This is a genomic window from Paraburkholderia caledonica (assembly GCF_000383275.1).
In the GTDB taxonomy this organism is placed as follows: Bacteria; Pseudomonadota; Gammaproteobacteria; order Burkholderiales; family Burkholderiaceae; genus Paraburkholderia; species Paraburkholderia caledonica.
The window spans coordinates 623210-649767 of the sequence record NZ_KB911034.1; the positions used below are offsets into that span (position 1 = coordinate 623210).

24 protein-coding genes and 5 tRNA genes are annotated in these 26558 nt (G+C 61.4%); 16 read left to right on the forward strand and 13 right to left on the reverse strand.

Annotation, left to right across the window (positions count from 1 at the left end; all coding sequences use genetic code 11):
* Positions 1-6: 6 nt before the first annotated feature.
* From H281_RS0102845 to H281_RS0102870, 6 genes are all read right to left on the reverse strand, one after another.
* Positions 7-339: a hypothetical protein gene (locus H281_RS0102845; protein ID WP_164701816.1), complete on the reverse strand. Its 333-nt coding sequence runs from the start codon at positions 337-339 to the stop codon at positions 7-9.
* A 155-nt stretch (positions 340-494) separates the two neighbouring features.
* A complete protein-coding gene (locus tag H281_RS0102850; protein ID WP_020065578.1) occupies positions 495-818 on the reverse strand; it encodes a gamma-butyrobetaine hydroxylase-like domain-containing protein in 324 nt (107 codons plus the stop codon).
* Entirely contained in the window at positions 818-1837 is a 1020-nt protein-coding gene (locus H281_RS0102855; RefSeq protein WP_020065579.1) for a HEAT repeat domain-containing protein, read from the reverse strand. Before H281_RS0102855 ends, H281_RS0102850 begins: the two co-directional genes overlap by 1 nt.
* Positions 1838-1886: 49 nt before the next feature.
* The gene (locus H281_RS0102860) at positions 1887-2132 is read right to left on the reverse strand and encodes a 4Fe-4S dicluster domain-containing protein (RefSeq protein ID WP_020065580.1); all 246 of its coding nucleotides are present in this window, start codon (positions 2130-2132) and stop codon (positions 1887-1889) included.
* A 12-nt stretch (positions 2133-2144) separates the two neighbouring features.
* A complete protein-coding gene (locus H281_RS0102865) occupies positions 2145-3884 on the reverse strand; it encodes a fumarate reductase/succinate dehydrogenase flavoprotein subunit (protein WP_020065581.1) in 1740 nt (579 codons plus the stop codon).
* The gene (locus H281_RS0102870) at positions 3881-4714 is read right to left on the reverse strand and encodes a GntR family transcriptional regulator (RefSeq protein ID WP_020065582.1); all 834 of its coding nucleotides are present in this window, start codon (positions 4712-4714) and stop codon (positions 3881-3883) included. The genes H281_RS0102865 and H281_RS0102870 overlap by 4 nt, the downstream gene beginning before the upstream one ends.
* A gap of 332 nt (positions 4715-5046) precedes the next feature.
* On the opposite strand from H281_RS0102870, the gene H281_RS0102875 reads away from it, so the two are divergent.
* From H281_RS0102875 to H281_RS0102900, 6 genes are all read left to right on the forward strand, one after another.
* On the forward strand, positions 5047-5394 hold the full coding sequence (locus tag H281_RS0102875) for a hypothetical protein (protein WP_027775371.1): 348 nt from the start codon (positions 5047-5049) through the stop codon (positions 5392-5394).
* A gap of 295 nt (positions 5395-5689) precedes the next feature.
* Positions 5690-7645 carry an extracellular solute-binding protein gene (locus H281_RS0102880; RefSeq protein WP_084690006.1) on the forward strand — a complete coding sequence of 652 codons (1956 nt, stop codon included), beginning with the start codon at positions 5690-5692 and terminating at the stop codon, positions 7643-7645.
* A 75-nt stretch (positions 7646-7720) separates the two neighbouring features.
* Positions 7721-8758, forward strand: a complete 1038-nt coding sequence (locus H281_RS0102885; RefSeq protein WP_020065585.1) for a microcin C ABC transporter permease YejB — start codon at positions 7721-7723, stop codon at positions 8756-8758.
* The gene (locus H281_RS0102890; protein ID WP_020065586.1) at positions 8758-9864 is read left to right on the forward strand and encodes an ABC transporter permease; all 1107 of its coding nucleotides are present in this window, start codon (positions 8758-8760) and stop codon (positions 9862-9864) included. Before H281_RS0102885 ends, H281_RS0102890 begins: the two co-directional genes overlap by 1 nt.
* A gap of 68 nt (positions 9865-9932) precedes the next feature.
* Positions 9933-11525 (forward strand): ABC transporter ATP-binding protein, encoded by a 1593-nt coding sequence (locus H281_RS0102895; RefSeq protein ID WP_027804244.1) that lies wholly within the window; start codon positions 9933-9935, stop codon positions 11523-11525.
* 137 nt (positions 11526-11662) lie between these two features.
* On the forward strand, positions 11663-12328 hold the full coding sequence (locus H281_RS0102900) for a C40 family peptidase (RefSeq protein WP_027804245.1): 666 nt from the start codon (positions 11663-11665) through the stop codon (positions 12326-12328).
* 108 nt (positions 12329-12436) lie between these two features.
* Here the strand turns inward: H281_RS0102900 and H281_RS0102905 are convergent, their stop codons facing one another.
* Both H281_RS0102905 and H281_RS0102910 read right to left on the reverse strand, forming a co-directional pair.
* A complete protein-coding gene (locus H281_RS0102905; protein WP_027804246.1) occupies positions 12437-13396 on the reverse strand; it encodes a patatin-like phospholipase family protein in 960 nt (319 codons plus the stop codon).
* Between the two features lie 70 nt (positions 13397-13466).
* The gene (locus tag H281_RS0102910; RefSeq protein ID WP_020065590.1) at positions 13467-13691 is read right to left on the reverse strand and encodes a hypothetical protein; all 225 of its coding nucleotides are present in this window, start codon (positions 13689-13691) and stop codon (positions 13467-13469) included.
* Positions 13692-13786: 95 nt separating this feature from the next.
* On the opposite strand from H281_RS0102910, the gene gltX reads away from it, so the two are divergent.
* The 7 genes from gltX to H281_RS0102945 all read left to right on the forward strand — a co-directional run bounded on the left by gltX (position 13787) and on the right by H281_RS0102945 (position 16763).
* Positions 13787-15196: a glutamate--tRNA ligase gene (gltX, locus tag H281_RS0102915; RefSeq protein WP_020065591.1), complete on the forward strand. Its 1410-nt coding sequence runs from the start codon at positions 13787-13789 to the stop codon at positions 15194-15196.
* 150 nt (positions 15197-15346) lie between these two features.
* Positions 15347-15422, forward strand: a tRNA-Ala gene (locus tag H281_RS0102920).
* Positions 15423-15608: 186 nt separating this feature from the next.
* Positions 15609-15684: transfer RNA gene (locus H281_RS0102925), tRNA-Glu, on the forward strand.
* A 103-nt stretch (positions 15685-15787) separates the two neighbouring features.
* Positions 15788-15864: transfer RNA gene (locus H281_RS0102930), tRNA-Asp, on the forward strand.
* Between the two features lie 60 nt (positions 15865-15924).
* Positions 15925-16000 (forward strand) — tRNA-Glu (locus H281_RS0102935).
* Positions 16001-16080: 80 nt separating this feature from the next.
* Positions 16081-16157 (forward strand) — tRNA-Asp (locus tag H281_RS0102940).
* A 141-nt stretch (positions 16158-16298) separates the two neighbouring features.
* The gene (locus H281_RS0102945; protein WP_020065592.1) at positions 16299-16763 is read left to right on the forward strand and encodes a GNAT family N-acetyltransferase; all 465 of its coding nucleotides are present in this window, start codon (positions 16299-16301) and stop codon (positions 16761-16763) included.
* A gap of 16 nt (positions 16764-16779) precedes the next feature.
* Here H281_RS0102945 and H281_RS0102950 read toward each other — a convergent pair whose 3' ends face one another.
* Complete coding sequence (locus H281_RS0102950; RefSeq protein WP_020065593.1) at positions 16780-17691, reverse strand: AraC family transcriptional regulator; 912 nt, start codon at positions 17689-17691, stop codon at positions 16780-16782.
* A 140-nt stretch (positions 17692-17831) separates the two neighbouring features.
* Here H281_RS0102950 and H281_RS0102955 point away from each other — a divergent pair, with 140 nt between their 5' ends.
* Positions 17832-18233 (forward strand): gamma-glutamylcyclotransferase family protein, encoded by a 402-nt coding sequence (locus H281_RS0102955; RefSeq protein ID WP_020065594.1) that lies wholly within the window; start codon positions 17832-17834, stop codon positions 18231-18233.
* 147 nt (positions 18234-18380) lie between these two features.
* On the opposite strand, the gene aceB is transcribed toward H281_RS0102955, so the two are convergent.
* The gene (gene aceB / locus H281_RS0102960) at positions 18381-19982 is read right to left on the reverse strand and encodes a malate synthase A (protein WP_020065595.1); all 1602 of its coding nucleotides are present in this window, start codon (positions 19980-19982) and stop codon (positions 18381-18383) included.
* A gap of 100 nt (positions 19983-20082) precedes the next feature.
* The gene (locus tag H281_RS0102965) at positions 20083-20952 is read right to left on the reverse strand and encodes a (S)-2-haloacid dehalogenase (RefSeq protein WP_020065596.1); all 870 of its coding nucleotides are present in this window, start codon (positions 20950-20952) and stop codon (positions 20083-20085) included.
* A 147-nt stretch (positions 20953-21099) separates the two neighbouring features.
* Between H281_RS0102965 and H281_RS0102970 the strand changes: the two genes are divergently transcribed.
* On the forward strand, positions 21100-22002 hold the full coding sequence (locus H281_RS0102970) for a LysR family transcriptional regulator (protein ID WP_020065597.1): 903 nt from the start codon (positions 21100-21102) through the stop codon (positions 22000-22002).
* A gap of 201 nt (positions 22003-22203) precedes the next feature.
* The gene (locus tag H281_RS0102975) at positions 22204-22638 is read left to right on the forward strand and encodes a universal stress protein (protein ID WP_020065598.1); all 435 of its coding nucleotides are present in this window, start codon (positions 22204-22206) and stop codon (positions 22636-22638) included.
* Positions 22639-22916: 278 nt separating this feature from the next.
* On the opposite strand, the gene aceA is transcribed toward H281_RS0102975, so the two are convergent.
* Together aceA and H281_RS0102985 are read right to left on the reverse strand one after the other, a co-directional pair.
* A complete protein-coding gene (aceA, locus tag H281_RS0102980; protein WP_020065599.1) occupies positions 22917-24224 on the reverse strand; it encodes an isocitrate lyase in 1308 nt (435 codons plus the stop codon).
* Between the two features lie 467 nt (positions 24225-24691).
* The gene (locus H281_RS0102985; RefSeq protein WP_020065600.1) at positions 24692-26314 is read right to left on the reverse strand and encodes a DEAD/DEAH box helicase; all 1623 of its coding nucleotides are present in this window, start codon (positions 26312-26314) and stop codon (positions 24692-24694) included.
* Positions 26315-26558 lie beyond the last annotated feature (244 nt).

Sequence of the window (26558 nt, forward strand, 5' to 3'; positions counted from 1 at the left end):
GGCAAGTCAACGCCTGCGCGCGCGTTCGCTCAATGCTGCACATAGAGCACCACAGGAACCCTTTTCGCGACACGCCGCAAGCGTTGCGGACAGCGCTTGTTCGCCCAGAGGATGCGTGTAGTTGGCTGTCAGAAGATCGTTGAATCGGTGTGGTGATTGGAAGTAGTCTTCCGCAGCGGCCTGGTTGTCGGAGAGTCGGGTTGCAATCTGCAGAACCTCACGTTCGATCTCCTGAAGCAACGCTTCCGAACACTCAAGTTCAGGTGCATGACGCGAGAGCCAAAGCTGCGCCGACTCTGTGAAATGCGCAAACGAGAGCCACTTTTGATCGATTTGCATGGACACCAGTTCGTGAGCGACGAGGTCGCTCAACAAAAAAACTTTCATTGTCTGTCTCGTCTTTATGTGCGCCGGTGCGCCTGTCTGATCGACGAGTATCTGTGCGCGAGTGCGTCGCAAAAATGGGAGGATTCTCATTTAACCGAGTGCGCTCGCTATAGCGTTCTCGACTCCTGATGATCCGCCGCAGTCTGCTGATCCCTTGCGAGCCGCTTCAGATAAATCCACGGGAAGATTCCGCGCTCATGTCCGTCGTCGAACACCAGTTGCAGACCGTAGCCCGACGGCCGCGCGTCGACCAGCTTCACGTAGGGTGACGATAACGGCGTCTCTCCATCGAGCTTGCGCTTGCGACACTGTGCACACATACATGCCGAGCGCAGCAACGCAAACGGCAACTCGCAGACCGCACCGTCCGGCCAGCGCATGGACAAGCTCGCGCTAGCCGCGTCGATTGCCACCAGCTCAGGCGCGTTCATCATCGGCGCCCGGCGATCTGGGTCAGCGCGATACGCACTGCCTTGCGTACTTCCGGGTCCGCGTCGGTTCCTGCGGTTTCAAGTGCGGTGAGCATCTGTGCATCGCTCATTTCGCCGATTTCACCGAGCGCAAGCGCGGCTTCCTTGCGCACGTTGCTAATCGGATGAGAGAGCAGGGCGGCGACGTGCGTCGCGCTCGCGGCGTCGCCGATCTGACCCAACGCGCGCAGCGCTCGTAAACGGACTTGCCAGTAGGCGTCGTCGAGTGCTTCGATAAGCGCATCGCGCGATTCTGCGGCACGCAGTTTGCCGAGCGTCGTGGCAGCTTCTTCGCGCACCTGCCAGGCGTCGTCGTGCAGGGCGGTGAGGAGCGCTGCGGTTGTCTCAGCGTGGGCCGGCGGCGCGAAGCCGAGCGCCGCTGTCGCGGCGCGCCGGATCGATGCATCCGCGTCGCCGGTCGCAATGGATGCCAACGGGCTAAGCGCAATGGAATTCTTCAACCATCCCAACACGCCGACGGCTTCGGCGCGCACGTTGGCGTCCGTGTCGGCGAGTGCCTGCAGCGCCGGTGCAAGCGCGTCCGTCACCCGAAGTTCGCGCAGCGCGCGCAACAACGCCGATCGCACGAATGGGTCAGGTTCCTTCAACCAGTCGAGCAGTATCGCGCCAGAGGACGCCTGCTTGAGTTCCGACAGGCTCTGTGCGGCGCTCGCGCGAACCTGTGTGTCACGATCGAGCAATGCGTTGCATAGGGCGTTCACCACGTCGTCGCGCTCCCATGAAGCAAGCAAACGGGCCGCCTCGGCGCGCACCTCGGGCGAGGTGTCGCGCTGCAATGCTGCGACGATGGGCGCTATCACGCAGGCATCCTCGAGATCGGCGAGTTCGATCAGCGCAATGCGGCGCACGACGGCATCGTTGTCGGCGAGCCGTGACAGCAGGGCGGCTGCTTCTCCGGCGATAATGTGCAGTGGATCGCCCGGATGGTTCGGGTCGGTTGGACCGGTCGCGTGGGACATGAATGAACGTGAATAGACGTGAATGAGGAGGAAGAACTTCGCGCATCGCTCAACGCAGAAGATACGGAATGGACACTTTCACGGCGCCCGTCGGACAATCCTGTTCGCAAGGCATGCAGTACCAGCACTCGTCGAACTGCATATACGCCTTGCCCTTTTTCATGTCGATTGCAAGCAGATCGAGTGGGCAAACATCGACGCATACAGTGCAGCCTTTTTCAGCAATGCACTTGCTTTCATCGATCGTGACGGGGGCTGAACTGCGCTGGAAAATATCGTGCGGCGTAAAAGACATCGGATTACTCCGTCAGGCGGTTGCGGGGTCGAGGGCGGGCTCGCCGATACGCAGGCTGCGATAGGCGTCGCGTTCGTTTTCGTCGAGCGCGACGATATACGGCTCGACCGCACGCTTTTCGCTCGTCATGCGGCCATTGGCGTCCTTGCGCAGATGCGTATGGCAGAACCATTGCTCATCGTCGCGCTGTGGATAGTCCACGCGATGGTGGTAAAGACCCCAGCGGCTCTCGGTTCGAAAAAGCGAAGCACGTGCGGCCATTTCCGCGCAATCCCGTATGGCGCGAACTTCTGCCGCGCGCATCAGTTCGTGCGGATGTGTGGCCGATATCGATTCGATACCCTCAGTGATTTCTGCAAAGCGTTGCAGGCCGATTTCCATCTTGCGTGTAACTTTCGGCGGTTGCAGGTAATCGTTGACCATGCGGCGCAACTTGTACTCGACCTGTGCGGGCGCAATACCGTTCTCGCGCTTGAGCGGTGCATAAATGCGCGCGCGTTCGGCGTCGATCTGTTCTTCGTCGACGGCGCCGTGTTCGCGGCCCAATACGTATTCTGCCGCGTTGTGGCCCGCGAACCATCCGTAGGTAAACGCACCGAGCATGTAGTTGTGCGGCACTGCGGCCATGTCGCCGGCTGCATAGAGGCCGGGCACGGTCGTCTCCGCGCGCGCGTTGACGTACACGCCCGACGCGCTGTGTCCGCTGCAAAAGCCGATTTCCGAAATGTGCATCTCGATCATCTGTGTGCGGTAATCGGTGCCTCGTCCTTCATGAAAGCGGCCGCGGCTCGGACGCTCGTTCGTGTGCAGAATCTGTTCGATCGTCTGGATCGTTTCTTCCGCGAGATGGTCGAGTTTCAGAAACACAGGCCCGTTGCCGCTTTGCAGTTCCTGATAGAACTCCCACATCATCTGGCCGCTCCAGTAATCGCATTCGATAAAGCGTTCGCCTTTGCCATTCGCGGTGAAGCCGCCGAGTGGGCCGGTCACATATGCGCAAGCGGGGCCGTTATAGTCCTTGATGAGCGGGTTGATCTGGAAGCACTCGAGGTTCGCGAGTGCGGCGCCTGCGTGATAGGCCATGGCGTAGCCGTCGCCGGCATTCGTCGGGTTTTCGTATGTGCCCATCAGATAGCCCGATGCCGGCAGCCCGAGCCTTCCGGCGGCGCCGCAGCTCAGAATGACGGCTTTGGCACGCACCACGTAGAAGTCGGCCGTGCGGCAATCGAAGCCCAGCACGCCGCAAACGCGCCCTTGCGAGTCGGTCAATAGCCGCGTGGCGACAATGCGGTTGGTGATCGCCACGCGTGCGCGTTTAAGCTGCCTGTACAGCACTTTCTTGATGTCGTGACCCTCGGGCATCGGCAGCACGTACGAACCCATGTGATGCACTTTCTTCACCGCATAGTCGCCATTGCCGTCCCTTTCGAACTTGACGCCCCAGCGGTCCAGTTCCTCGATCGTCGTGAAACTATGGCGCGCATATGCGTACACGGCTTCCTGATCCACGATGCCGTCGTTTGCGATCGTGATCTCGCGTGTGTACTGTTCAGGTGTCGCATGGCCCGGAATCACGGCGTTGTTCAGACCGTCCATGCCCATCGAGATTGCGCCGCTGCGCTTCACGTTGGCCTTCTCGAGCAGCAAAACCTTTAACGACGGATCGCGCTCCTTCGCCTTGATCGCGGCCATCGGGCCCGCCGTTCCACCGCCGACCACTACGACGTCATAGTCGAGTACATGTGTGTTCATCGAGCCTCCATTGCGTTTTTGCTGCTCTTTTTCGGGTCTTTTTTCAGATCTCTTTTCAGGTCGTTTGCGCGGTCGATACGCAGCCGGTACTGGAAGGCGTCGCCGCGGAAGTACAGGTATTCGAAATCGACCGGCCGACCCGACGCGTCATGCGTGAGACGCTCGATACGCAACACGGGGCTGCCTTCTTCGACGCGCAATGCATCGACGATGTCGTCGTGGGCAAGTATTGCGTCGATGGACACATCGGCATGACCTAGCGGCACACCGCAGTCGTTTTCGAGGATCAGAAATATGTCGCGTGTCGTAAGGTCCGCGTTCGCGAGGCGCTTGCCGAGCGTCAGCGGAACCCAGGTCAGTTCGAGCGATACGGGCTCGCGATTGAGCAGCCGGACACGATGGATCTCGGTGACCGGCGCGCCCTCCGCGATGTTCAGGCGCGCGGCAATGTGGCGTCCGGCTTCGACGGTTCTGCAACTGCGCAGCTGGTTGACGATTTCATGGCCCATCGACGACATGGCTTCCGCAAAACCCTGCAGCGAAGCGACGTTCTGATACGCCTTGGGCTTCGAGACGAACGTGCCCTTGCCATGCACCTTGAACAGCAAGCCTTCCTTGTGCAGATCGCCGAGTGCCTGACGCACGGTGATGCGGCTCACGTCGAACATGCGGCACAGTTCGTGTTCCGACGGCATCTGCGAATGCGGCGCATAGCTGCCGTCGAGAATGCGTTCGCGCAGCACGTCCTTGATCTGCGCGTAAAGCGGACGAGGCGCGGCAGATAAGGTTGGCGAATCAGCTTGCACCGGCACGAGGGTCGTTTGCGACATTGCTCAACTTGTTATTACAAGACGATGTGCAGTCTAGTAAGACGTCGTCTCGCTTCAAACCAAGTTTTTCTGCTATGTATTTCTGGCCGCGCGGCCAGGTTATCGCGTTGGTGCGGCAGAGAAGGCGGGAAGCGGCAAAGGGCGAGGGCGCTCTGTGCTTCCGACATTTGGACATTTCGACCTTTATCGGCTCAGAAGCGTCTCGAATGTAACGACACGTAACGTCGTGCCGTGGCTGCGATCTTATGCATCAGTTATTACAAAGTTGAAATACGCCGCTGGCGAGCTTGCGTTATATTTCCGCCAACAACACATTCTTCCAAGGGTAATCCATGAAGTCCGCTCGTTTTGTTCCACTTGTGATCGGGGTTATCGCGTTGGGCGCGTCGAGTGCCGCCATGGCCGGCGGGGTCAACATCGGGGTCAATATCGGCATTCCCGCGCCGGTTTATGTAGCGCCGGCGCCTGTCTATGCGCCGCCGCCGCCCCCTCCGCCGCCCGTCGTGTATCAGCCCGCGCCCGTCTATTACGGCGCTCCGGCTGTGGTGATCGGCTGGCACGGGGACCGCTACTGGGACGGCCGTCGCTACTGGGCGCGCGACGACTGGTATCGTCATCATCCCCCCGGCCGTTACGACTACGGCCGCGATCACTACGATCATCGTCGCGGCTGGCATTGAACGCTGCAGGAACAGCAGTGACAACAGAAACCGCCCCAATGGGCGGTTTTTTCATGCTCGCGCGCATCGCTTGACCGGATCTGCCGAGTTGCCGTAAGCGCACAACGCTGCGCATCAGACGACGCTCTGAGAAAGCGTCGTGCTTGCGTGGAAAAATACCGTCGCGAAGTAAATCGCGGCATATTCACAAATCGCGCGTCGGTCGCTCAAGGTGACAGTCGCGACGTCGGTTTGCGGAGGTTTATTGGGTAGAATTCCGTGACAACGCAATTGCCCACTGATCACCAAGGCGCTTATGACAACTGGCTCGCGACGGGTTTCATCGCCTCGTGCATCTGAATGCACGTTTTTCAGGCCCTCGTGTGTCGGTCCCGCGCTCGCGTCCCGTTCTTTGCGCAGGGCCCGTGTCGCGATTCTGTGTGGCGCGCTGGCCGCTGCCGGCTGGTTCGCAGCGCCAGAGGCGCACGCGGTGTATGCGATCGCTCAGTACGGCGAGCCGAAATATCCAGCCGACTTCAAGCATTTCGACTACGTCAATCCGGATGCGCCGAAGGGCGGCACACTCGTGCTGGCCAATCCGAGCCGCCTCACCAGCTTCGACAAATTCAATCCGTTCACTTTGCGCGGCAACACCGCGCCCGGCGTCGACCTGCTGTTCGAGAGCCTGACAACCGGCAGCAGCGACGAAGTGGCTTCCGCGTATGGGCTGCTCGCTGACGATATCAAAGTCGCGCCGGACGGCTTGTCGACCACGTTCCATATCAATCCGCGCGCGCGGTTCGCGAACGGCGACCCGGTCACCGCGGACGACGTGAAGTATTCGCTCGACACACTGAAAAGCCCGCAGGCCGCGCCGCAATTCATGTCGATCTTCGGCCAGATTGTCCGCGCGGTGGTTGTCGATCCGCACACCGTGCGGTTCGAGTTTCAACACCGCAATCGCGAGTTGCCGTTGCTCGCCGGCGGCATGCCGGTGTTCTCGCGCAAGTGGGGAATGAAGCCGGACGGCAGCCATATCCCGTTCGATCAGTTGGCGTTCGAAAAGCCGGTCACGAGCGGCCCGTATCTAATTGAGCGCTACGACAACGGACGCACGATCACATACCGGCGCAACCCGGAGTATTGGGGCGCGGCACTGCCGGTGCGTGCGGGCACATACAACTTCGATCGCATCGTCTACAAGCTGTATTCCGATAACGTGGCGCGGCTGGAGGCGTTCAAGGCCGGCGAATACGATGCACTCGTCGAATACGTCGCACGAAACTGGGTGCGGCGTGACGTCGGCAAGAAGTTCGACAGCGGCGAGCTGATCAAGAAGGTGTTCGCGCAACACAACGGCACCGGCATGCAAGGCTTCATGTTGAACACGCGGCGACCGTTGTTCAAGGACGTGCGCGTGCGCAAAGCGCTCGATCTCGCCCTCGACTTCCAATGGCTGAACCGGCAGTTGTTCTTCAATCAGTACACACGTATCGACAGTTTCTTTGCCAACACCGATCTGCAGGCCAAGGGCCTGCCCTCGCCAGGTGAACTGGCGCTGCTCGAACCGTGGCGTGCGAAGCTCGATCCGGCGGTTTTCGGGCCGCCGCCGAAGCAGCCCGACACCGACCCGCCTGGCTCTCTACGTGCGAATCTGCTGCAAGCCCGCGCATTGTTGCAGCAAGCGGGATGGACGTACCGCGACGGTGCGCTGCGCAACGCAAAGGGCGAGCCGTTCGAGTTCGAGATACTCGACGACTCGGGGTCGGCCGCGCAAATGGAGCCGATCGTCGCGACGTTCATTCGAAACCTGAAAAAGCTCGGCATTACCGCAACATTTCGCGTCGCCGATTATGCCGTGTACCAGAAGCGGCTCGATGCATACGACTTCGACACGACGACGATCCGCATGCCCGACGTACAGGTGCCCGGCTCCGAGCAGATCGAGCGCTTCGGCAGCAAGGCGGCGGACACGAACGGCTCTGACAACATGATCGGACTGAAGTCGCCCGCGGTCGACGCAATCCTGCGCGCCCTCGTGCAGGCGCAGACGCGCGAGCAACTGCTCGACGCGACGCATGCGCTCGATCGCGTTCTGATGCATGGTTACTACGTCGTGCCGCACTGGTACAGCGCGACGCATCGCGTGGCGTTCAAGCGCGGGCTTGCGTGGCCGTCCACGCTGCCCCTGTACTATGGAGCCGAAGGCTGGATTACGTCGACGTGGTGGTTCGCGCAACCGCAAGCAGCAACGCCGGCGCCACCGCAGTAACGCAGCCGGTCGATCTGGTCATCCGGTTCCGGCTATCGCTATTCGTACCTCGCCCTCGCAACGGAAACACCCGCCATGTGGAGCTACATCCTCAAACGCCTGCTGCTGATGATCCCGACACTGCTCGGCGTGCTCACGCTCACGTTCGTCGTGATCCAGTTCGTGCCCGGCGGCCCCGTCGAACAGATGCAGCACGAACTGCGCAAGGGCGCAGAGGGCGCTGTGCCGTTCGGTCTGCGCGCGCATAACGGCGTCGACGCGCAGCAGGTCGCGCAACTGAAAGCCTTATACGGTTTCGACAAACCGCCGCTCGAGCGCTACGTGTTGATGCTCAAGCGTTTCTCGACGTTCGACCTTGGGCAGAGCTATTTCCGCCATCAGAGCGTGTGGTCGCTGATCGTATCGAAGCTGCCGGTGTCCATCAGCATCGGCTTATGGACGTTCTTTCTCACGTATCTGATCTCGGTGCCGCTCGGCATCGCGAAAGCGGTGCGCAACGGCTCGCGCTTCGACATCGCGACGAGCCTCGTGGTGCTAATCGGTTACGCGATTCCGGGCTTTGTGCTCGGCGTGTTGCTGCTCGTGCTGTTTGGCGGCGGCACATTCCTGCAGCTTTTTCCGTTGCGCAATCTCACGTCGGATAACTGGGCGCAACTGAGCGTCGTGGGCAAGATCCTCGACTATTTATGGCATATCGCGTTGCCGATCACGGCATCGGTAGTCGGCAGTTTTGCGGTAATCACGATGCTCACGAAAAATGCGTTTCTGGACGAGATTCGCAAGCAGTACGTGCTGACCGCGCGGGCGAAGGGTCTCTCCGAAAAACGCGTGCTGTGGAAGCATGTGTTTCGCAACGCTATGCTGCCGCTGATCGTCGGCTTTCCGGCTGCGTTCATCGGCGCTTTTTTCACGGGCAGTCTGCTGATCGAAACGCTTTTTTCGCTCGACGGTCTCGGCTTGCTGTCGTATGAATCGGTCGTGCGGCGCGATTACCCGGTCGTACTCGGCACGCTGTACCTGTTCACGTTGATCGGTCTCGCGACGAAGCTGGTTTCCGATCTTTGCTATGTGTGGGTCGATCCCCGCATCCAATTCGAACAACTGGAGCGCTGATGAATCGAGCCCGCCTTTCAGCCGATGCAGCGGCGCGCGTCGAACCCGCGCGTGCATTCGTCTCGCCTTCGCCCGCGCGCCGTGTATGGCGGCGGTTCCGCCAGCAACGTCTGGGTTACTGGAGCCTCATCATCTTCGTGGTGGCCTTTGCCGCGAGCCTTGCGGGCCCACTCTGGTCGAACGACAAGCCGCTCGTGGTGCGCTATGACGGCCACCTTTATTTCCCGCTCTTCAGGACCTACGCGGAGAGCACGTTCGGCGGCGATTTCCCCACGCCTGCCGACTATCTGGATCCGTACATCAAGCAGCGTTTCGACGCGCCGGGCAACTTCGCCGTGTATCCGCCGAACCACTACTACTATGACACGCTGAACTATTTCTCAAAGGCGCCGAACCCGGCGCCGCCTTCGCGTGAAAACTGGCTCGGCACCGACGACCGCGGCCGCGATGTTTTCGCGCGACTGCTGTACGGCTTTCGCGTTTCAGTGGAGTTCGGTCTCGTGCTCACTTTCATTGGAACGATACTCGGCATTGCTGCCGGCGCCGTGCAAGGATATTTCGGAGGACGTACCGATATCGTGGGGCAACGTCTGATCGAAATCTGGAGCGCGTTGCCGGAGCTCTATCTGCTGATCATTTTTTCGTCGATCTTCGAACCGGGTTTCATTCTGCTGATCGTGCTGCTTTCCCTGTTCGGCTGGATCGGCTTATCCGACTATGTGCGGGCGGAATTTCTACGTAACCGGCAGCAGGATTACGTGCGCGCGGCGAGGGCGATGGGTCTGTCGAACTGGCAGATCATGTGGCGGCATCTTTTGCCCAACAGCCTTACGCCGGTAATCACGTTCCTTCCGTTTCGCATGAGCGGTGCGATTCTCGCGCTAACCAGTCTCGACTTTCTCGGCCTCGGCGTGCCTTCGCCGACGCCGAGTCTCGGCGAGCTGCTCGCGCAGGGCAAGGCGAATCTCGACGCGTGGTGGATCTCGTTGTCTACGTTCGGCGTGCTCGTCGCGATGCTGTTGCTGCTCACGTTCATGGGCGACGCGCTGCGTAATGCGCTCGATACCCGCATCTCCGATGCAATGCGCGCTGGAGGCAATCAGTGACCGCTCAAACGCAAGCGCCAGGACAGCGCAAGGGGCGAGGGGACGACGGCGCCGAAGCACCGAATGCCGTGCCATTGCTGGAACTCGATCATCTGCATGTGAGTTTCGGCGATACGGTGGCGGTGAACGACGTCACGCTGGCGATCCAGCGCGGCGAACGCGTTGCGCTCGTCGGCGAATCGGGCTCGGGAAAAAGCGTCACCGCGCTGTCGATCTTGCGTCTGCTGAGCGACGCGCAGGTCAGCGGCTCGATCCGGTTCGACGGTGAGGATCTGCTTGCGAAAAGCGAGCGTGAGATGCGCGGCATGCGCGGCTCGGACATCGCGATGATCTTTCAGGAGCCGATGACCGCGCTCAATCCGCTCTACACGGTCGGCGCGCAGATCGCGGAGACGATCGTCGTGCACGACGGCGTGTCGCCGGCGGAAGCCCGCAAGCGCGCGGTCGCGCTGCTGGGCCGCACGGGCATTCCCGAGCCGGGCAAGCGCGTGAACAGCTACCCGCACCAACTTTCGGGCGGACAGCGCCAGCGGGCGATGATCGCAATGGCGCTGGCGTGCCGTCCGCGTCTGCTGCTCGCGGACGAACCGACTACCGCGCTCGACGTGACGATTCGCGCGCAGATCGTGGAGCTGCTCCTTGAACTGCAACGCGACGAAGCGCAAAAGCGCGGCATGGCGGTGCTGCTGATCACGCACGACCTGAATCTCGTGCGCCATTTCGCCCAGCGCATCGCGGTGATGGAGAAGGGCGTGCTCGTGGAAAGCGGGCCGGTCGAGCAGGTTTTCGAGTCGCCGCAACATCCTTACACACAACGGCTGCTGGAAAGCCGGCCGCAGCGCTCGGTTGTGCCGGTGCTGCCCATTTCGCCGGTGCTGCTGCAGGCCCGCGACGTTTCCGTCGATTTCAAAACCAAGGTGCCGGGATTTGCGGGCTGGTTCCGGGCCGGGCGGTTCCGCGCGGTCGCAAACGCGAGCGTCTCGGTGCGTCAGGGCGAGACGCTCGGCATCGTTGGGGAATCGGGTTCGGGCAAGTCGACGCTCGCCATGGCCTTGCTCGGGCTGCAGCGGACCGCGCACGGCGAGATCGAGTTTCAGGGCAGGGCGCTCTCCACCTACCGCGGCGCGCAGCAGACCGCGTTGCGCTCGAACATGCAGGTTGTGTTTCAGGACCCGTTCAGTTCGCTTTCACCTCGTCAGACGATCGAGCGAATCGTCGGCGAAGGGCTGGCGTTGCACCGGCCGCAAATGACGCCGCAGGCGCGGCGCGACAGAGTGGTTGCCGTGCTGCGCGAGGTCGGAATTGACCGGACCGCGCTGCTGCGCTATCCGCATGAGTTTTCCGGCGGGCAGCGCCAGCGCATCGCCATCGCGCGGGCGCTCGTGGTCGAACCGCAAATTCTGATCCTCGATGAACCGACCAGCGCACTCGACGTTTCGATCCAGCAGCAAGTGCTTAAACTGCTCGCCGGGTTGCAACAGAAATACAACTTGGGCTTCGTTTTCATCAGCCACGATCTGGCGGTGATCGGGGCGATGGCGCACCGCGTGGCGGTGATGCAAAACGGTTCTATCGTGGAAAGTGGAGAGGTTGAGAGAATCTTTGCGACGCCCGAGCACCCCTACACTCGAAAGCTCCTGAAAGCAGCATTGGACCGCTGATTTTTCACCCTTTCACCAATTGGGTGCGGGTCTCGATTGTATTTTTCTATTTGTTTTGACACGTGAATACTTACTGGCTAGTATCGACCAAACTTTTTTCCGTATCCCACTGATTCTTTAGCAAAAAATACCGACCAATGCAGCACAGAAATTTGACCCAGGCTTGCACGCGCGCCGTCGCCGGGATGTTCATTGGCGTCTTGATCGCAGCAGCTCCCGGCGCTTTCGCCGACGAAGTCAGCAGTTTCAATCAGAATGCCTCATTTTCGCCGGGCAACCCGGCGAATTCCTCGTCCTCCTCCAATTCGCAAACGCTCAGCAGCAATACTGACGGCGGCGCCCGTTCGTTCCTTTCCGGCATGGCCGGCAAGGCAGGCGACGTGGTTGTCGGCGCGCTGAACATGATCGGCGTTCGCTACCGCTGGGGCGGCAATACGCCTGACTCCGGGCTGGACTGCAGCGGGTTCGTGCGTTACGTGTTCCAGGACACGCTGGGCATGGCGCTGCCGCGCCGCGCTGAGGAAATGAGCCGTGTGGGCGAAAAGGTTCGCGTGAGCGACCTGAAGCCGGGCGATCTGGTGTTTTTCAACACCATGCGCCGCACGTTCTCGCATGTCGGCATCTATATCGGCGACAACAAGTTCGTGCATTCGCCGTCCACGGGCAGCACCATCCGCGTGGACGACATGGATAGCGGCTACTGGGAAAAGCGTTTCACCGGTGCACGCCGGATCGAGACGTCGTACCAGGAAGGCGAAGATCTGCGCAAACGTGTGAATGCTACGCTTGGCGGCAACAACTGATTTAGTTGCAGCGGCGCTTCAGGCAACAACAAAAAAGCCTGCTTCGTTTGAAGCAGGCTTTTGCGTTTTGGCGGGTCTGATCTCTGAGCTTACTGCGCGTGAGTAACCCTAAGCCTGCGCGCGGCTCGCGGCCAGCTTGCGTTGCAACTCCGGCATGATCTTGGAGACGGCTTCCTCACCGGCCAGAATTGCGGCATTGCGCTGCGAGAAGTCGCTGCCGCTCATGGCCGCGAGATTCGGCCGGATGACGATGTCGGCGTATTTATCGAGCTCATACGCCTTGATGGTCTGGCCCATGATCGTGAAGGTTTGCATGAGCACGTCGAACGAGCTGGCCGTCAGGCCGCTTTCGGGGCGCTGCGAGATATCCACGGCGATCACGAAGTCCGCGCCCATCTTGCGTGCGAACGACGCCGGCACCGGGCTCACCAACCCGCCGTCCACATACTCATGCCCGCCGATTCTGACCGGCTCGAAGATCGACGGCACGCTGCACGACGCCCGCACTGCGACGCCGGTATTGCCGCGCTGAAAGAGGATCGGCTGGCCGGTTTTCAGGTCGGTCGCGACTACGCCGAGCGGCTTCGCCATCTTCTCGATCGGGCGATTGTTGAGCGTTGTGTTCAGATAATTTTGCAGCGCGATGCCTTGCAGAAAACCGCGCGTGCGAAACGGCATGGCCCAGTCGCTAATGGAGGCTTCGTCCATGTTCAGCGCCAGTTTGTTGAGCGCGAACCCGTTCATGCCTGACGCGTAGAGCGCGCCGACCACCGACCCGGCGCTCGTGCCGGCCACCAGATCGACCTGGACATTGCGCGCCTCCAGCGCCTTGATCACGCCGATATGCGCGAAGCCGCGCGCAGCGCCGCCGCCTAGCGCAAGGGCGACCCGAACGGGCCGCTGCGGCTTGTCGAGCGGCGGCGTGTTCGTGGTAGGCGTGGCCGTGGCCGGGCTCGACGATGACACGCCGTCGATTTTGCTGCCCGCGGTGGTGCAGGCGGCGAGTACCGCGGAGGCGGCCGCAAGCGAAAAATTGCGACGGCCGTAACGAGGCGACGAAGGTTTCAACGAATTCTCCAGCAACGGCGCGTGGGGCACGTGGGGCGCGTACGGCGCGAGTAGCCACTTTTCGCCGCGCTCAGGCATAGGTCAGGGCAAATGCAAATAGCGGTTCAATGCGCGGATGGCGGTGTCTCCGCTCCAGCGCGCGCACATCATAAATCAAAGCGGCGCGCGCGCGGCGACCGGTAATGAAACGTTGCACAGCCAGGCCCGAGGCCGTCAATAGCCCGTTCGGACGAGGGCGGGCCGCGCCCTCACGAAAGGTATAATTCGACATTCGCTTCAATTCCTTCGTGTCCATGCACGGCAGCTGTCCTGCCGTATGGGCGCGGTTCGCTGCCGCGCTTTACGGGCGATGCTTGTCCTGCGTCGGCGCCAGTCTTCGAGTAACCGCTAATGACCACCTCCGTTCGTACCCGTTTCGCACCGAGTCCCACCGGCTTCATTCACCTCGGCAACATTCGCTCCGCGCTCTACCCGTGGGCGTTCGCGCGCAAGATGAAAGGGACCTTCGTGCTGCGGATCGAGGACACCGACGTGGAGCGTTCAACGTCCGAATCCGTGGATGCGATTCTCGAAGGCATGGAATGGCTCGGCCTCGATTTCGACGAAGGTCCGTACTACCAGATGCAGCGCATGGACCGTTATCGCGAAGTGCTGAAGCAGATGCAGGACGCGGGGCTCGTCTATCCGTGCTACATGTCGACGGAAGAACTCGACGCGTTGCGTGAGCGTCAGCGCGAAGCCGGCGAAAAGCCGCGCTACGACGGCACATGGCGCCCGGAGCCGGGCAAGGTGTTGCCTGAGCCGCCGGCCGGCGTGCAGCCGGTGCTGCGCTTCCGCAATCCGCTCACTGGCGTGGTGGCCTGGGACGATGCGGTAAAAGGGCGCATCGAGATATCGAACGAGGAGCTGGACGACCTCGTCATCGCGCGGCCCGACGGCACGCCGACCTATAACTTCTGCGTGGTGGTCGACGATCTCGACATGCGCATTACGCATGTGATTCGCGGCGACGACCACGTGAATAACACGCCGCGGCAGATCAACATTCTGCGGGCGCTCGGCGGGGAAACGCCGGTGTACGCGCACTTGCCGACCGTGCTCAACGAGCAGGGCGAGAAGATGAGCAAGCGCCATGGCGCGATGAGCGTGATGGGTTACCGCGACGCCGGCTATCTGCCGGAGGCGGTGGTCAATTATCTGGCGCGCCTTGGCTGGTCGCATGGCGACGCGGAAATTTTCTCGCGCGAGCAGTTCGTCGAATGGTTCGATCTCGAGCATCTGGGCAAGTCGCCGGCGCAATACGACCACGACAAGCTGAACTGGCTGAACGCGCATTACATCAAGGAAGCGGATAACGGCCGCCTCGCCGGACTCGCACGGCCGTTCCTCGCGGAACTGGGTATCGACGAGGCCACCATCGCTCAAGGCGCCGATCTGACGGCAGTCGTGGGCTTGTTGAAGGACCGCGCGTCGACAGTCAAGGAGATCGCGGAGAACGCGGCGATGTTCTATCGCACGCCCGCTCCCGACGCCGACGCATTAGCGCAGCATGTGACTGACGCAGTGCGCCCGGCGCTCGCCGACCTTGCCGCTGCGCTGAAGACGGTGGAGTGGACCAAGGAGGCGATCGCCGCTGCGCTCAAAACGACGCTCGGCACGCACAAGCTGAAGATGCCCCAACTGGCAATGCCGGTTCGACTGCTAGTGGCCGGCACGACGCATACACCGTCGATTGACATGGTTCTGATGCTGTTCGGTCGCGACGTGGTCGTCGGTCGTATCGAAAAGGCGTTGGCATGAGGCGAGGAAGGGCCAACAAGTGGTCCTGAGTGCATTCCCGGACGCATTGAGATTGTTTGCATGCGACTTCGGAAAAAAGTCGCATGCAATTGCTCAAAGGGTATTTACAAAGCGCAGAATGGCCTCTAGAATCTCGTTTCTGTTCTGCAAGGGGGTATAGCTCAGCTGGGAGAGCGCTTGCATGGCATGCAAGAGGTCAGCGGTTCGATCCCGCTTACCTCCACCATCAGAGCAGAAGAGCAGAGTGAAGTCGTTCCGAAGCATGGAACCTGTAGCAAAAAAGACTTCACAAGCAGCAGTATCGTAGTTAAAATAGCGGTCTTCGCAGTTGACGGAACAACTATCTAGCAGTTAGCGTTGCGCTACTTAGTCCGAATCAGCGGCGAGTAAAAGACATGTCTGAAAAGATTATGTCCCCTTCGTCTAGAGGCCTAGGACATCACCCTTTCACGGTGAGTACAGGGGTTCGAATCCCCTAGGGGACGCCAAACATCAGCGTCGCTTTAGTGTCCGGGTTAATCCCGGATTTGCAGTAAAGCAGCGCAGCTTGCAGAGAAATAACCGACGCTCGCAAGCCAGGGTGTGAAGACTGGAGTGGTAGTTCAGTCGGTTAGAATACCGGCCTGTCACGCCGGGGGTCGCGGGTTCGAGTCCCGTCCACTCCGCCAGACAAAGCCCGTTCATAAACACTTGAACGGGCTTTTTCATTAAAGGTGTAAGAGTACGTTGTCCCCTTCGTCTAGAGGCCTAGGACATCACCCTTTCACGGTGAGTACAGGGGTTCGAATCCCCTAGGGGACGCCAGAAAATCGGCGTCGTTCGGTTGGAAGTTGAACGGTGCTGCCGGTAAGCGAGCGCAGCTTGTTTGCCTGGTGTCAAAATCTGGAGCGGTAGTTCAGTTGGTTAGAATACCGGCCTGTCACGCCGGGGGTCGCGGGTTCGAGTCCCGTCCGCTCCGCCAGATTTAAAAAGCCCACTTCGTAAGAAGTGGGCTTTTTTGTTTCCGCTGACGGTCCCGCCTGGATATGCTCGGGACAAACAGCCATTGCCAGCGTGCGCGGCCTGTTTTACCGTTGATCCGAATTCTCTTCGCCGTGCTGCCATGTTCGATCCAACCGAAGCTCCGTCATCGTTCCATCTGCGTAAAGCCAGCATGGATGATTTCGAGTTCGCCGAGGCGCTGACTCACAGCAACATGGGTGGCTATTATCAGCGCCATCATCTCGTCTGGCGCGGCGATCTGTTTCTGGGCAGTTGGCGCGAGTCGGAGAATTTCATCCTCGAAATGGATGGCAAGCCGATTGGCGTGCTGCGCATCACGCAGGAAGGCGATTCGCTTCATATCCGCGACGTGCAGATTGCCGAGGGATATCGGCGGCTCGGCGCGGGCACCTATCTGCTGGATATGTCGCACCAATGGGCGCGCGAGCGCGGACTGCGCGAACTGCAATTGCGTGTGTTCGTCGACAATCCCGCGGCGCGGCTCTATCAGCGCAAAGGCTACAAGTTGGCCGGCCCGCGGCTTGCCCAGTTGGGCGCGATCCGTCATCTCGCTCGGCGAGTTTGAGCCGCCAGGCGACGGTTTAGCGATCCGCGTCGCTCGCCGCGTCCGCGTGGTTCCGTGCGACCGGACCGTCTACGTCGTTGATTTGCGGATCGTCGCGGTCTCCTCCGTTTTCCAGTCGATGCTCCGATCCCCGCTCGATAAACGCGCGCGGGCTTTCGCCAAACGCCCGCCTGAACATCGCGGAAAAGGCGCTCTGACTCTGATAGCCCAACTCCTGCGCGACATGCGACAGTGGCCGTCCCTGACTCAGCAGCGGAATCGCCCGCGCGAGAATCGCCTGTTGCCGCCATTGAGAGAAACTCACGCCGAGCTCCTGGCGAAAGAGACGCGCGATCGTCCGCGTACTCGCTCCTACGCTCGCCGCCCACTGTTCGAGTGATTCCCCCGGCGTCGGATCCGCGATTACCGCCTCGCATAGCGCGCGCAGCCGCTTTTCGTTCGGCATCGGCACCGATAGCGGCAGTGGCTCTGAACGGGTTAGCTCATCTATCGCAAGCGCGCCAAGCAACTGCTCGCGGGCGGGCGAGATGCCTGGCGTGTCGAGCGCGGCGATCACTTCACGCAGCAGGTTCGAGACTTCGACCACGCGTGGGGCGTCTAGCCCGGCAGGCGCCGTGCTTTCGGTGATGTACAACGTGCGCAGGAACGCGTCTTCGACGGCCACGACTTCATGCGTGACATGCGGCGGCACCCAGATCGCGCGAGAGGGCGGCACCATCCACGTCGTGCCTGTTGTCGCCACCCGCAGCACGCCGCGCGATGCATACGCAACCTGTGCCCACGCATGCGTATGACGCGCGAAGTGAGAACCCATCGGCATGGGTCGCGAGCGCACGCGAATGGGATGCGTGTCGTTCGGCTGAAACTCTGGCGGAGTGTCGGTCAAGCTGACGAAGCTGGACCGGTCCGAGCCGGCGTACGGAGTCATGGCAAAAGTCGATCCACGGAACAAAACGCTGCGGGTACGAGGCCCGAACCCGAGCGGATTCTCATTGTAGAGCGTGCATGGTGTTGGACGTTGCATAATGTCCGATCGACCGACGACCTATTCGAGGAGCACCAACCACGATGCAAACCGTCTTTGTATATGGCACGCTGCGGGCGGGCGAAGTGAACGACATCCGCGAAGCCGCGGCTCGCAACGAAATAGCGGAGCCGAATCTGCTTGGCACGGCCACGGTTCGCGGGCATCTGTTCGACTTCGGTTCGTACCCGGGACTCGTTGTCGACGAACAGGGCGTAGACGTGACCGGCGATGTCTACGAAATTGACGACGAACTCGTCGCGGTGCTCGACGAGATCGAAGCGGTGTATCCCGGCGTCGAAGATCGCTTTCTGGCCCGGGAAGTGATGGTGAAAGTGGACGGCAACGTCGTGAACTGTCGCTTCTATCCAGTCACGCCTCAGGCGGTGAAGGGCCTACCGGAAATCAAGTCCGGCGATTGGGTCGAGTATCGCGCCACGCGCTGACGCGGCCGCCGCGCGCTCGTATGTGCTGATGCGCCCGTATGCGCTTCCCGCGCATAAGAAACGGCCCGCCAGGCATGCGCCTGACGGGCCGTTCGCTCGAACAATCGTTGCACGCACTCGTCGTTACAACACGACAGGCGTTCGCGCTCAGATCTCTTCGTAAAGCGGCAGCGTCAGAAAGTCGGTGAACTGCTCGGACGTCGACATCTCTTCGAAGATCTGAGCCGCGCGTTCGTACGGTTTCGTATCGCCGCCGACGGCCTGCTTCACCTTGTCGAGTTCGTGCCCAGCCAGTTCACGCACCAGCTCGGCCGTTACCTTGCGGCCATCGTCGAGCGTGCCCTTCGGCGAGCGAATCCACTGCCATACCTGCGAGCGCGAAATTTCCGCGGTAGCGGCATCTTCCATCAGATTGTGGATCGGCACGCAGCCGTTGCCCGCGAGCCACGAGCCCAGGTAGTGAATGCCGACGTTGATGTTGTTGCGCAAGCCGGCTTCTGTGATCGGCGCTTCCGGACGGAAGTCCATCAGGTCCGTGGCAGTGACGAGCACGTCGACGCGTTGCTTGCCGATCTGGTTCGGCTTGTCGCCGAGCACCTTGACGAATTCTTCCATTGCTATCGGCACGAGGCCCGGGTGCGCAACCCAGCCGCCGTCATAGCCGTCGCCGGCATCGCGCGCCTTGTCCGAGCGCACGCCGGCCATTGCCTTGTCGTTCGCGGCCGGGTCGTTCTTGATCGGAATCAGCGCGCTCATGCCGCCAATGGCCGGCGCATTGCGGCGATGGCACGTCTTCAGCAGCAACAGCGCATACGCGCGCATGAACGGCGCGGTCATCGTAATCTGCGAGCGGTCTGCGAGACAGAAATCGCGGTCGGACTTGAACTTCTTGATCGCGGAGAAGATGTAGTCCCAGCGGCCTGCGTTCAGCCCCGAGCTATGTTCCCGCAGCTCGTACAGAATCTCGTCCATCTCGAACGCGGCAAGAATGGTTTCGATCAGCACCGTCGCGCGAATCGTGCCGCGCGGCACGCCGACCGCTTCCTGCGCCGCGACGAAAATGTCGTTCCACAGGCGCGCTTCGAGATGGCTCTCCATCTTCGGCAGATAGAAGTACGGTCCCGAGCCGCGCGCGACCAGTTCCTTTGCGTTGTGCGCCATGAAGAGCGCGAAATCGAAGATGCCGCCCGACACGCGCTTGCCGTCCACCTTCACGTGCTTTTCGTCGAGATGCCAGCCACGCGGACGTACGATCAGCGTGGCAACCTTGTCGTTCAACTTATAGCTCTTGCCGTTCTGCTCGAGCGAGATGGTGCGGCGCACGGCATCTTTCAGGTTCACATGGCCGGTGATCTGGTTGTCCCAGCTGGGCGCGTTCGAATCCTCGAAATCGGTCATGTACGAATCCGCGCCCGAGTTCAGCGCATTGATGATCATCTTGCGCTCGACTGGACCGGTGATTTCCACGCGGCGGCATTTCAGATCTTCAGGCAGCGGCGCAATGGTCCAGTCGCCGTCGCGCACGCTCTTCGTCGCGGCGAGAAAGTCGGGACGCTCGCCGGCGTCGAGCCGGTTCGTGCGTTCCGTCCGCGCCTGCAACAACTGCTGACGACGCGGCTCGAATGTGCGATGCAGTGCGGCGACGAGTTCGAGCGCTTCGCGCGTGAGGATCGCTTCATAGCCCGGCTTGATTTCAGCGGTGATTTCCATGCCCTGCGGCAGCGACAACGATGACAGCGGATTCGCCATGTTTTCTCCTTGGTCGGTCAGATTGCAAAATGCAAAGTTGAAATGCAGCGGTAGTTGATTCGGTTGATTAGTTGATTCAATGAGTTGCGACAGGGGAGCTTCATGCGCCAGGGCTGTGGCGTATGCGGCTCGCTGTGGTGTGGGCGCGTCCGGCAGATGTGACGGTCTTCAGGAACGCCAACAGATCGTTCATGCCCGCGCCCGTGCCGTGCGGCGTCACGCCCAGTTCTTCGAGCGGAGCGTTTTGCCGGTTGAGCCAGAACGTCGTGAAGCCGAACCACGTTGCGCCGGCGATGTCCCAGCCATTCGACGACACGAAGACGATCTCGCGCGGAAGCACGTCGAAGGCCTGAGTGCCGAGCGCATAGGCGGCGGGCGCGGGTTTGTATGCGCGTACGGCATCGACGGAAAGCACATGGTCGAACAGGCCGCTCATGCCCGCGCTCTTCACCGCGACGTCGAGCATTTGAGGGTTACCGTTCGACAGAATCGCGAGGCCGGGGCGCGAACCGCCTGACGTGCCTACTGCAGAGGCCGGCCCGCGTGAGGCTCGGGAAGCTGATGCCGGCGACAGCCCGGCGGCAACCCCGGACGCAGACGCAGACGCCGAGTCCCTTAGCAAACGCAGCGTTGGCACCGCGTCGGGGAACGCGGACAGGCACGCGTATTCATCCATCAGACGCTTTTCTGCGGAACGGCCGAGCGTGAGTTGAAGTTTTTTCGCAGAGAAGCGCAGCGCGTCGAGCGTGATGTCCCAGAACGGCCGGTAGTGCGCAGCGTCGCCGCCGGCATCGGCCAGCGTGCGCAACTGCGTGTATTCGATCTGTTTCTGACGCCACAACTGCGAGAGTGCGTCGCCGTGTCCGGGGAACAACTGCTCCGCGGCAGCGATCACCGAATGCACGTCGAAAAGCGTGCCGTAGGCGTCGAAAATCACTGCTTTGGGAGAGAGTGTCGTTGTGGCCGACATTGCCGTGCGCTCCTGTCAGAGGTCAGGACGGATTGTATTAGCGCTGCTATGCGCTAAAAAAGAGGGCAAAGATCACTTGATCTTTTACTTTCATCCACCTAATCTGACGCGCTCCGGCCAACTTCGCTGCGCTAGCGGCGTCCTTCCATGGACCGTTTCAAGCAGATCGAGACCTTCGTCACTGTGGCCGCGAAAGGCAGCCTGTCCGCCGCGGCGCTCGCCGAAGGCGTGGCGCCCGCGATCATTGGACGCCGAATCGATGCGCTCGAAGAACGCCTCGGCGTCAAATTGCTGGTGCGCACGACACGCAAGATCACGCTGACCTTCGAAGGCTCGGCATTTCTCGAAGATTGTCAGCGCATCATTCATGACATGCAGAACGCCGAGGCAAGCGTGTCGGCGGGCGGCGTCAAGGCGAGCGGCCACTTGCGGCTCTCCGCGCCGGCCGGTTTCGGGCGCCGTCACGTCGCACCGCTGGTGCCAGCGTTCACGGTCGCGCATCCGGATGTTTCGATCACGCTCGATCTGTCGGACCGGCTCGTCGATCTGGTCAACGAAGGTTTCGATTGCGCGGTGCGGCTCGGCGAATTGCCCGATTCTTCGCTCGTGTCGCTCAAACTCGGCGAGAACCGGCGTGTGTGCGTGGCATCGCCTTCGTATCTGAGCCGGCGCGGCGCGCCGCATAGCCTTGCGGATCTTGCTCGGCACAATTGTCTCGCGCTCGGTGCAAGCGCCAACCAGCAGCGCGGCTGGATGTTCCAGCAGGCCGATAAGGTCGTATCGATCAAGGTGTCCGGCACGATGGAATGCTCGGACGGCGCCGTATTGCACGAGTGGTGTCTCGAAGGCCACGGCCTCGCATGGCGTTCGTGGTGGGAAGTGGGCGCGGACATCGCGGCGGGGCGCCTCGTGAGCGTGCTCGACGAGTTCGCCGCGCCGCCCATCGGCATTCATGCGGTGTTTCCTCAGCGCCGCCATTTGCCGTTGCGAGTGCGGCTTTTCCTGGATTTTCTCAAGCATACGTATGGCCTTCCGGAGTACTGGGGCTGACGCGTCGCAACGGGTTTTCCATACTCGGACAGACCCTCAATAACGGTTTGCGGCAGGTCTCCACGACCTACAATTCTTTTGAGGCCAGCACGCAAAGCCTCGGCCGGCGCTGACGCATAGGCCGTTCACGAGCCTGAAAAGTGTGGCAATGCCGCGCCGAACGAAGGCGAGAGGGCAGCCGGACACGGATACGGAGGGCACATGTTCAAGCACATTCTCGTTCCGACCGATGGTTCAGATCTCTCGCGCAAGGCGATGGCCGGCGCAATCGACCTCGCGCAGGCGGTCGGCGCGCGCATCACCGCCTACGCATGTCTGCCGCAATATCCGTATGCGCCGTTCTCCGACATCGTTGTCGAACCGCCGTCCGAGTTTCTCGAACGCAGCGAACGCGAAGCGCAACAACATCTGCGCGAAGTGGAGCTTGCCGCGAGCCGCGTCGGTGTAGTCGTCGACAGGCGCACCAGCGTGCATCCGGCGCCTTATCTCGGCATCATCGAAGCGGCGGAGCGGGGCGCATGCGACGTGATCTTCATGGCCTCACACGGACGTCGCGGTCTCGGCAGCCTGCTGATCGGCAGTGAAACGCAACGGGTGCTCACGCATACCAAAATCCCGGTGCTGGTGTACCGCTGAACTGCGGAGACGCTACGGTTTCGCAACCTTGCGGCTTCCAGCTCCAGCGGAAAACGCGCCGGCAGTCAGCCGGCGCGTCGTCCCATTCGCCGCACAATGCTTTGTGCTGGCTTTCTGTCTAGCCCCCGCCATGCGAGAACCCGCCATTGCCCCGCATTGATATGCTGATGCGGCGATGGCGAGACTCCTCCCTGTCGACGGCGAACCCCCGGCAAAACCGCTTCGCCGTTGTTTCGCCGTCTGTCTGCCTTACGTTTCGCGATCGGGCCGCGAGGCCGTTACGCGACTTTCTTGTCGAAGAACTGTTCGTCTTCCGTCGAGCCGTGCAACGCGGTGGTCGATGCTTCGCGCTCGACCGTTTGCGTGACCGCGTCGAAGTAGCCGGTGCCCACTTCGCGCTGATGCTTGACCGCGGTAAAGCCCTTTTCCGCTGCCGCGAATTCGGCCTGCTGCATCTCGACGAACGCCGTCATCTGATTGCGGGCATAGCCGTGCGCGAGGTTGAACATCGAGTAGTTCAGCGCGTGGAAGCCGGCCAGCGTGATGAACTGGAACTTGTAGCCCATCGCGCCCAGTTCGCGCTGGAACTTGGCGATGGTCGCGTCGTCCAGGTTCTTCTTCCAGTTGAACGACGGCGAGCAGTTGTACGACAGGAGTTGATCCGGATACTCCTTGTGGATGGCGTCGGCGAATTTCTTCGCGAACTCGAGATCCGGCTTGCCCGTCTCGCACCAGATCATGTCGGCGTAAGGAGCGTAAGCGAGGCCACGCGAAATCGCCTGTTCGAGGCCCGGCTTCGTGCGGTAGAAACCTTCGACAGTGCGCTCGCCGGTCAGAAACGGCTTGTCGTTCTCGTCGACGTCCGACGTAATCAGGTCGGCTGCTTCCGCGTCAGTGCGAGCGAGCAGCACGGTCGACACGCCCGACACGTCCGCGGCGAGACGCGCAGCTGTCAGTTTGGCGACGTTTTCGCGCGTCGGCACCAGCACCTTGCCGCCCATGTGACCGCACTTCTTGACCGACGCGAGCTGATCTTCGAAGTGCACACCTGCGGCACCGGCTTCGATCATCGCCTTCATCAGTTCAAATGCGTTCAGCACGCCGCCGAAACCGGCTTCGGCGTCCGCGACGATCGGCGCAAAGTAGTCGATGTAGCCTTCGTCGCCCGGGTTCTTGCCTTCCGACCACTGGATCTGATCGGCGCGCGTCAGCGTGTTGTTGATGCGCTTGACGACGAGCGGCACGGAGTTCGCCGGGTAAAGCGACTGATCCGGGTACATTTCGCCGGCCACGTTGGCATCGCCCGCGACCTGCCAGCCCGACAGGTAGATGGCTTTCAGACCCGCCTTCACCTGCTGCATTGCCTGGTTGCCGGTCAGCGCACCGAGGGAATTGACGAACGGCTCCGTATTCACGCTATGCCAGAGCTTTTCCGCGCCGCGCTTGGCGAGCGTGTGCTCGACCTGCACCGAGCCGCGCAGACGGATCACGTCCTCGGCGGTGTAGCTGCGCTTGACGCCTTTCCAGCGCGGATCGGTTTCCCATTGCTGTTGAAGTTGGCGGGCTTGTTCTTCGCGCGTCGTCATAATGTTCTCCTTGGTTGCCTGAAATGGATGATCAAATCTGTCTTCGTCGAAGCGGTTGGCCTTGAAGGCGTTCCGTTTCCCGAACTCTTATATAAGAGTCTAGGCAAATCCATGGAGACACAACAGCGGCCTGCGCGCGATTTTCAGATATTTATTACTGATAAAAATCAGTGCCTTACATATTTCGTTCCACATTAAGAAACGATTTTTCCCATCTTGCAATTGCCAAGTTGTGCCGTGCAGCACGATTTTTTACGACGCAAAAAATTTTTGCACATCGTGAAATTTGGGAGGTGATGGGAGTACGGGCGAAAAAAAACCGGTGCGTGAGCACCGGTTTTTCGTTTGACCCGACGACAGCGCAAGGCTGCGGGGTCTGTAAAACCAGGTCTAGCTGCTGCCAGTCAGGCGCGGCCGTTGCATTGAAGCGGCCAAAGGAGCTTGCTGGCCGCGCGCGCTAGCGCGCTTTAGCTGCCGCGACGCGCGGTACGCGGGCCGTCGCTGCGGCGTGCGCCGTAGCCGCCGTCACGCGAGCCGCCGTAGCCTTCACGCGAACCGCCGCCGAAGCCGCCGTCACGCGAACCGCCGCCAGCCGACTTGCCGGCCCAACCGCCGCCGGTGCCGCTGCGCGAGCTGCTGCCGTTACCGGCCGGCTTGCCCGAGCCGCTGCCAAAGCGGCGTCCGCCGCCATTGCCGCCGCCCGGACGGCCACGGCCGCCAAAGCCAGGACGGCCGTTACCAGACGGAGCCGACTTGCGCGGCTCGAAGCCAGCGACGACGTTGACCGGCAGCGGAGTACGGACGAAGCGCTCGATGCGCTTCAGTGCGCCCTGTTCGGCGTGATGCACGAGGCTCACGGCGATACCCGAGCGACCGGCACGGCCAGTGCGGCCGATACGGTGCACGTAGTCTTCGGCGAACTTCGGCAGGTCGTAGTTGAACACGTGCGTGATGCCCGGAATGTCGATACCGCGAGCGGCGACGTCCGTTGCGACCAGCACGCGAACGCGACGCTCGCGCAGTGCCTTGATTGTGCGATTACGCGCGCCTTGCGGCAGATCGCCGTGCAGTGCTGCCGATTCGAAACCAGCGTCAGCAAGACGGCCGGCCAGTTGGTCCGCGTCCATCTTGGTCGCCGTGAAGACGATAGCCTGGTCGAGGCCCGCGTCGCGCAGCAGATGGTCGAGCAGACGGTCCTTGTGATCGCGGTCGTCGACGTAATGAACGGTTTGCGCGATGTTGGTGCGCTGTTCGAGGCGCTGGACGATCTCGATACGCTCCGGATCCTTCAACAGGCGGCCGGTCAGCGAACCGATCTTGCCGTCGAGCGTGGCCGAGAAGAGCATGGTCTGACGCGTGGCCGGCGTGGCCGCGACGATCGTCTCGATGTCTTCGATGAAGCCCATGTCGAGCATGCGGTCAGCTTCGTCGAGCACGAGAATCTGCAATTGCGACAGGTCGATACGGCCGCGTTCCAGGTGGTCGATCAGACGGCCCGGCGTGGCAACCAGGATTTCCGGGTTCTTTGCAAGCAGCATCAATTGCTGGCCATAAGCGACGCCGCCCAGAATGCTGACGGTGCGCAGGCGTTTCAGATGTTTGCCGTACGTAGCGGCGGCGGTGGTGACCTGCATCGCGAGTTCGCGAGTCGGCGTCAGCACCAGCATGGTCGGACGGGCAACCGGTTGCGGGCGGCGCGTACGTGCGCCGTCAGCCGGACGCGGTTCGCGCGGCTGGCTGGCTTGCGCCTTCTGCAATTGCGAGAAACGTTCGATGGCGGGCAGCATGAAGGCAGCGGTCTTGCCCGAACCGGTCGGGCTCGAAACCAGCAGGTCGCGGCCGGCGATGCCAGCCGGAACTGCGCGTTGCTGAACCGGCGTCGGGTTCTGGTAGCCAGCGGCGGTCAGCGCGGAGACGACATCCGCGGACAGGCCGAGCGACGCGAACGTCGGACCGGCGGGCGCGGCGGCTTCAGCGGCGACGGCCGGCGCGGCAGCAACGGCTGCGGCTTGCACGGGTGCGTCGGCGAGACCGAGGGCTTGGTCGGCGATGGCGTTCAACGGGCTGCTGGGGGTATTGCTCGAAGTCATGAGAATCCTTGAAACACAGGGAATTAAAACGTCGGCGCCAATCGGCATACCCAAGTCGTCGGATTCAGCGAGCAAAGAAGCAGCGAGCAAATCGAAAAACGGGGGCAACTCGCAACAATAAAGGCGAGTTTTTCGTTAGAAGCTGTATCGGATGCGACAGGCCAACATTGGCTTGCCGCCAGCCTGGGACATGATCGCCCGTAGGGGGCTAGGCAGGAGGGGACAGGTTCTAAACTGGATTGGA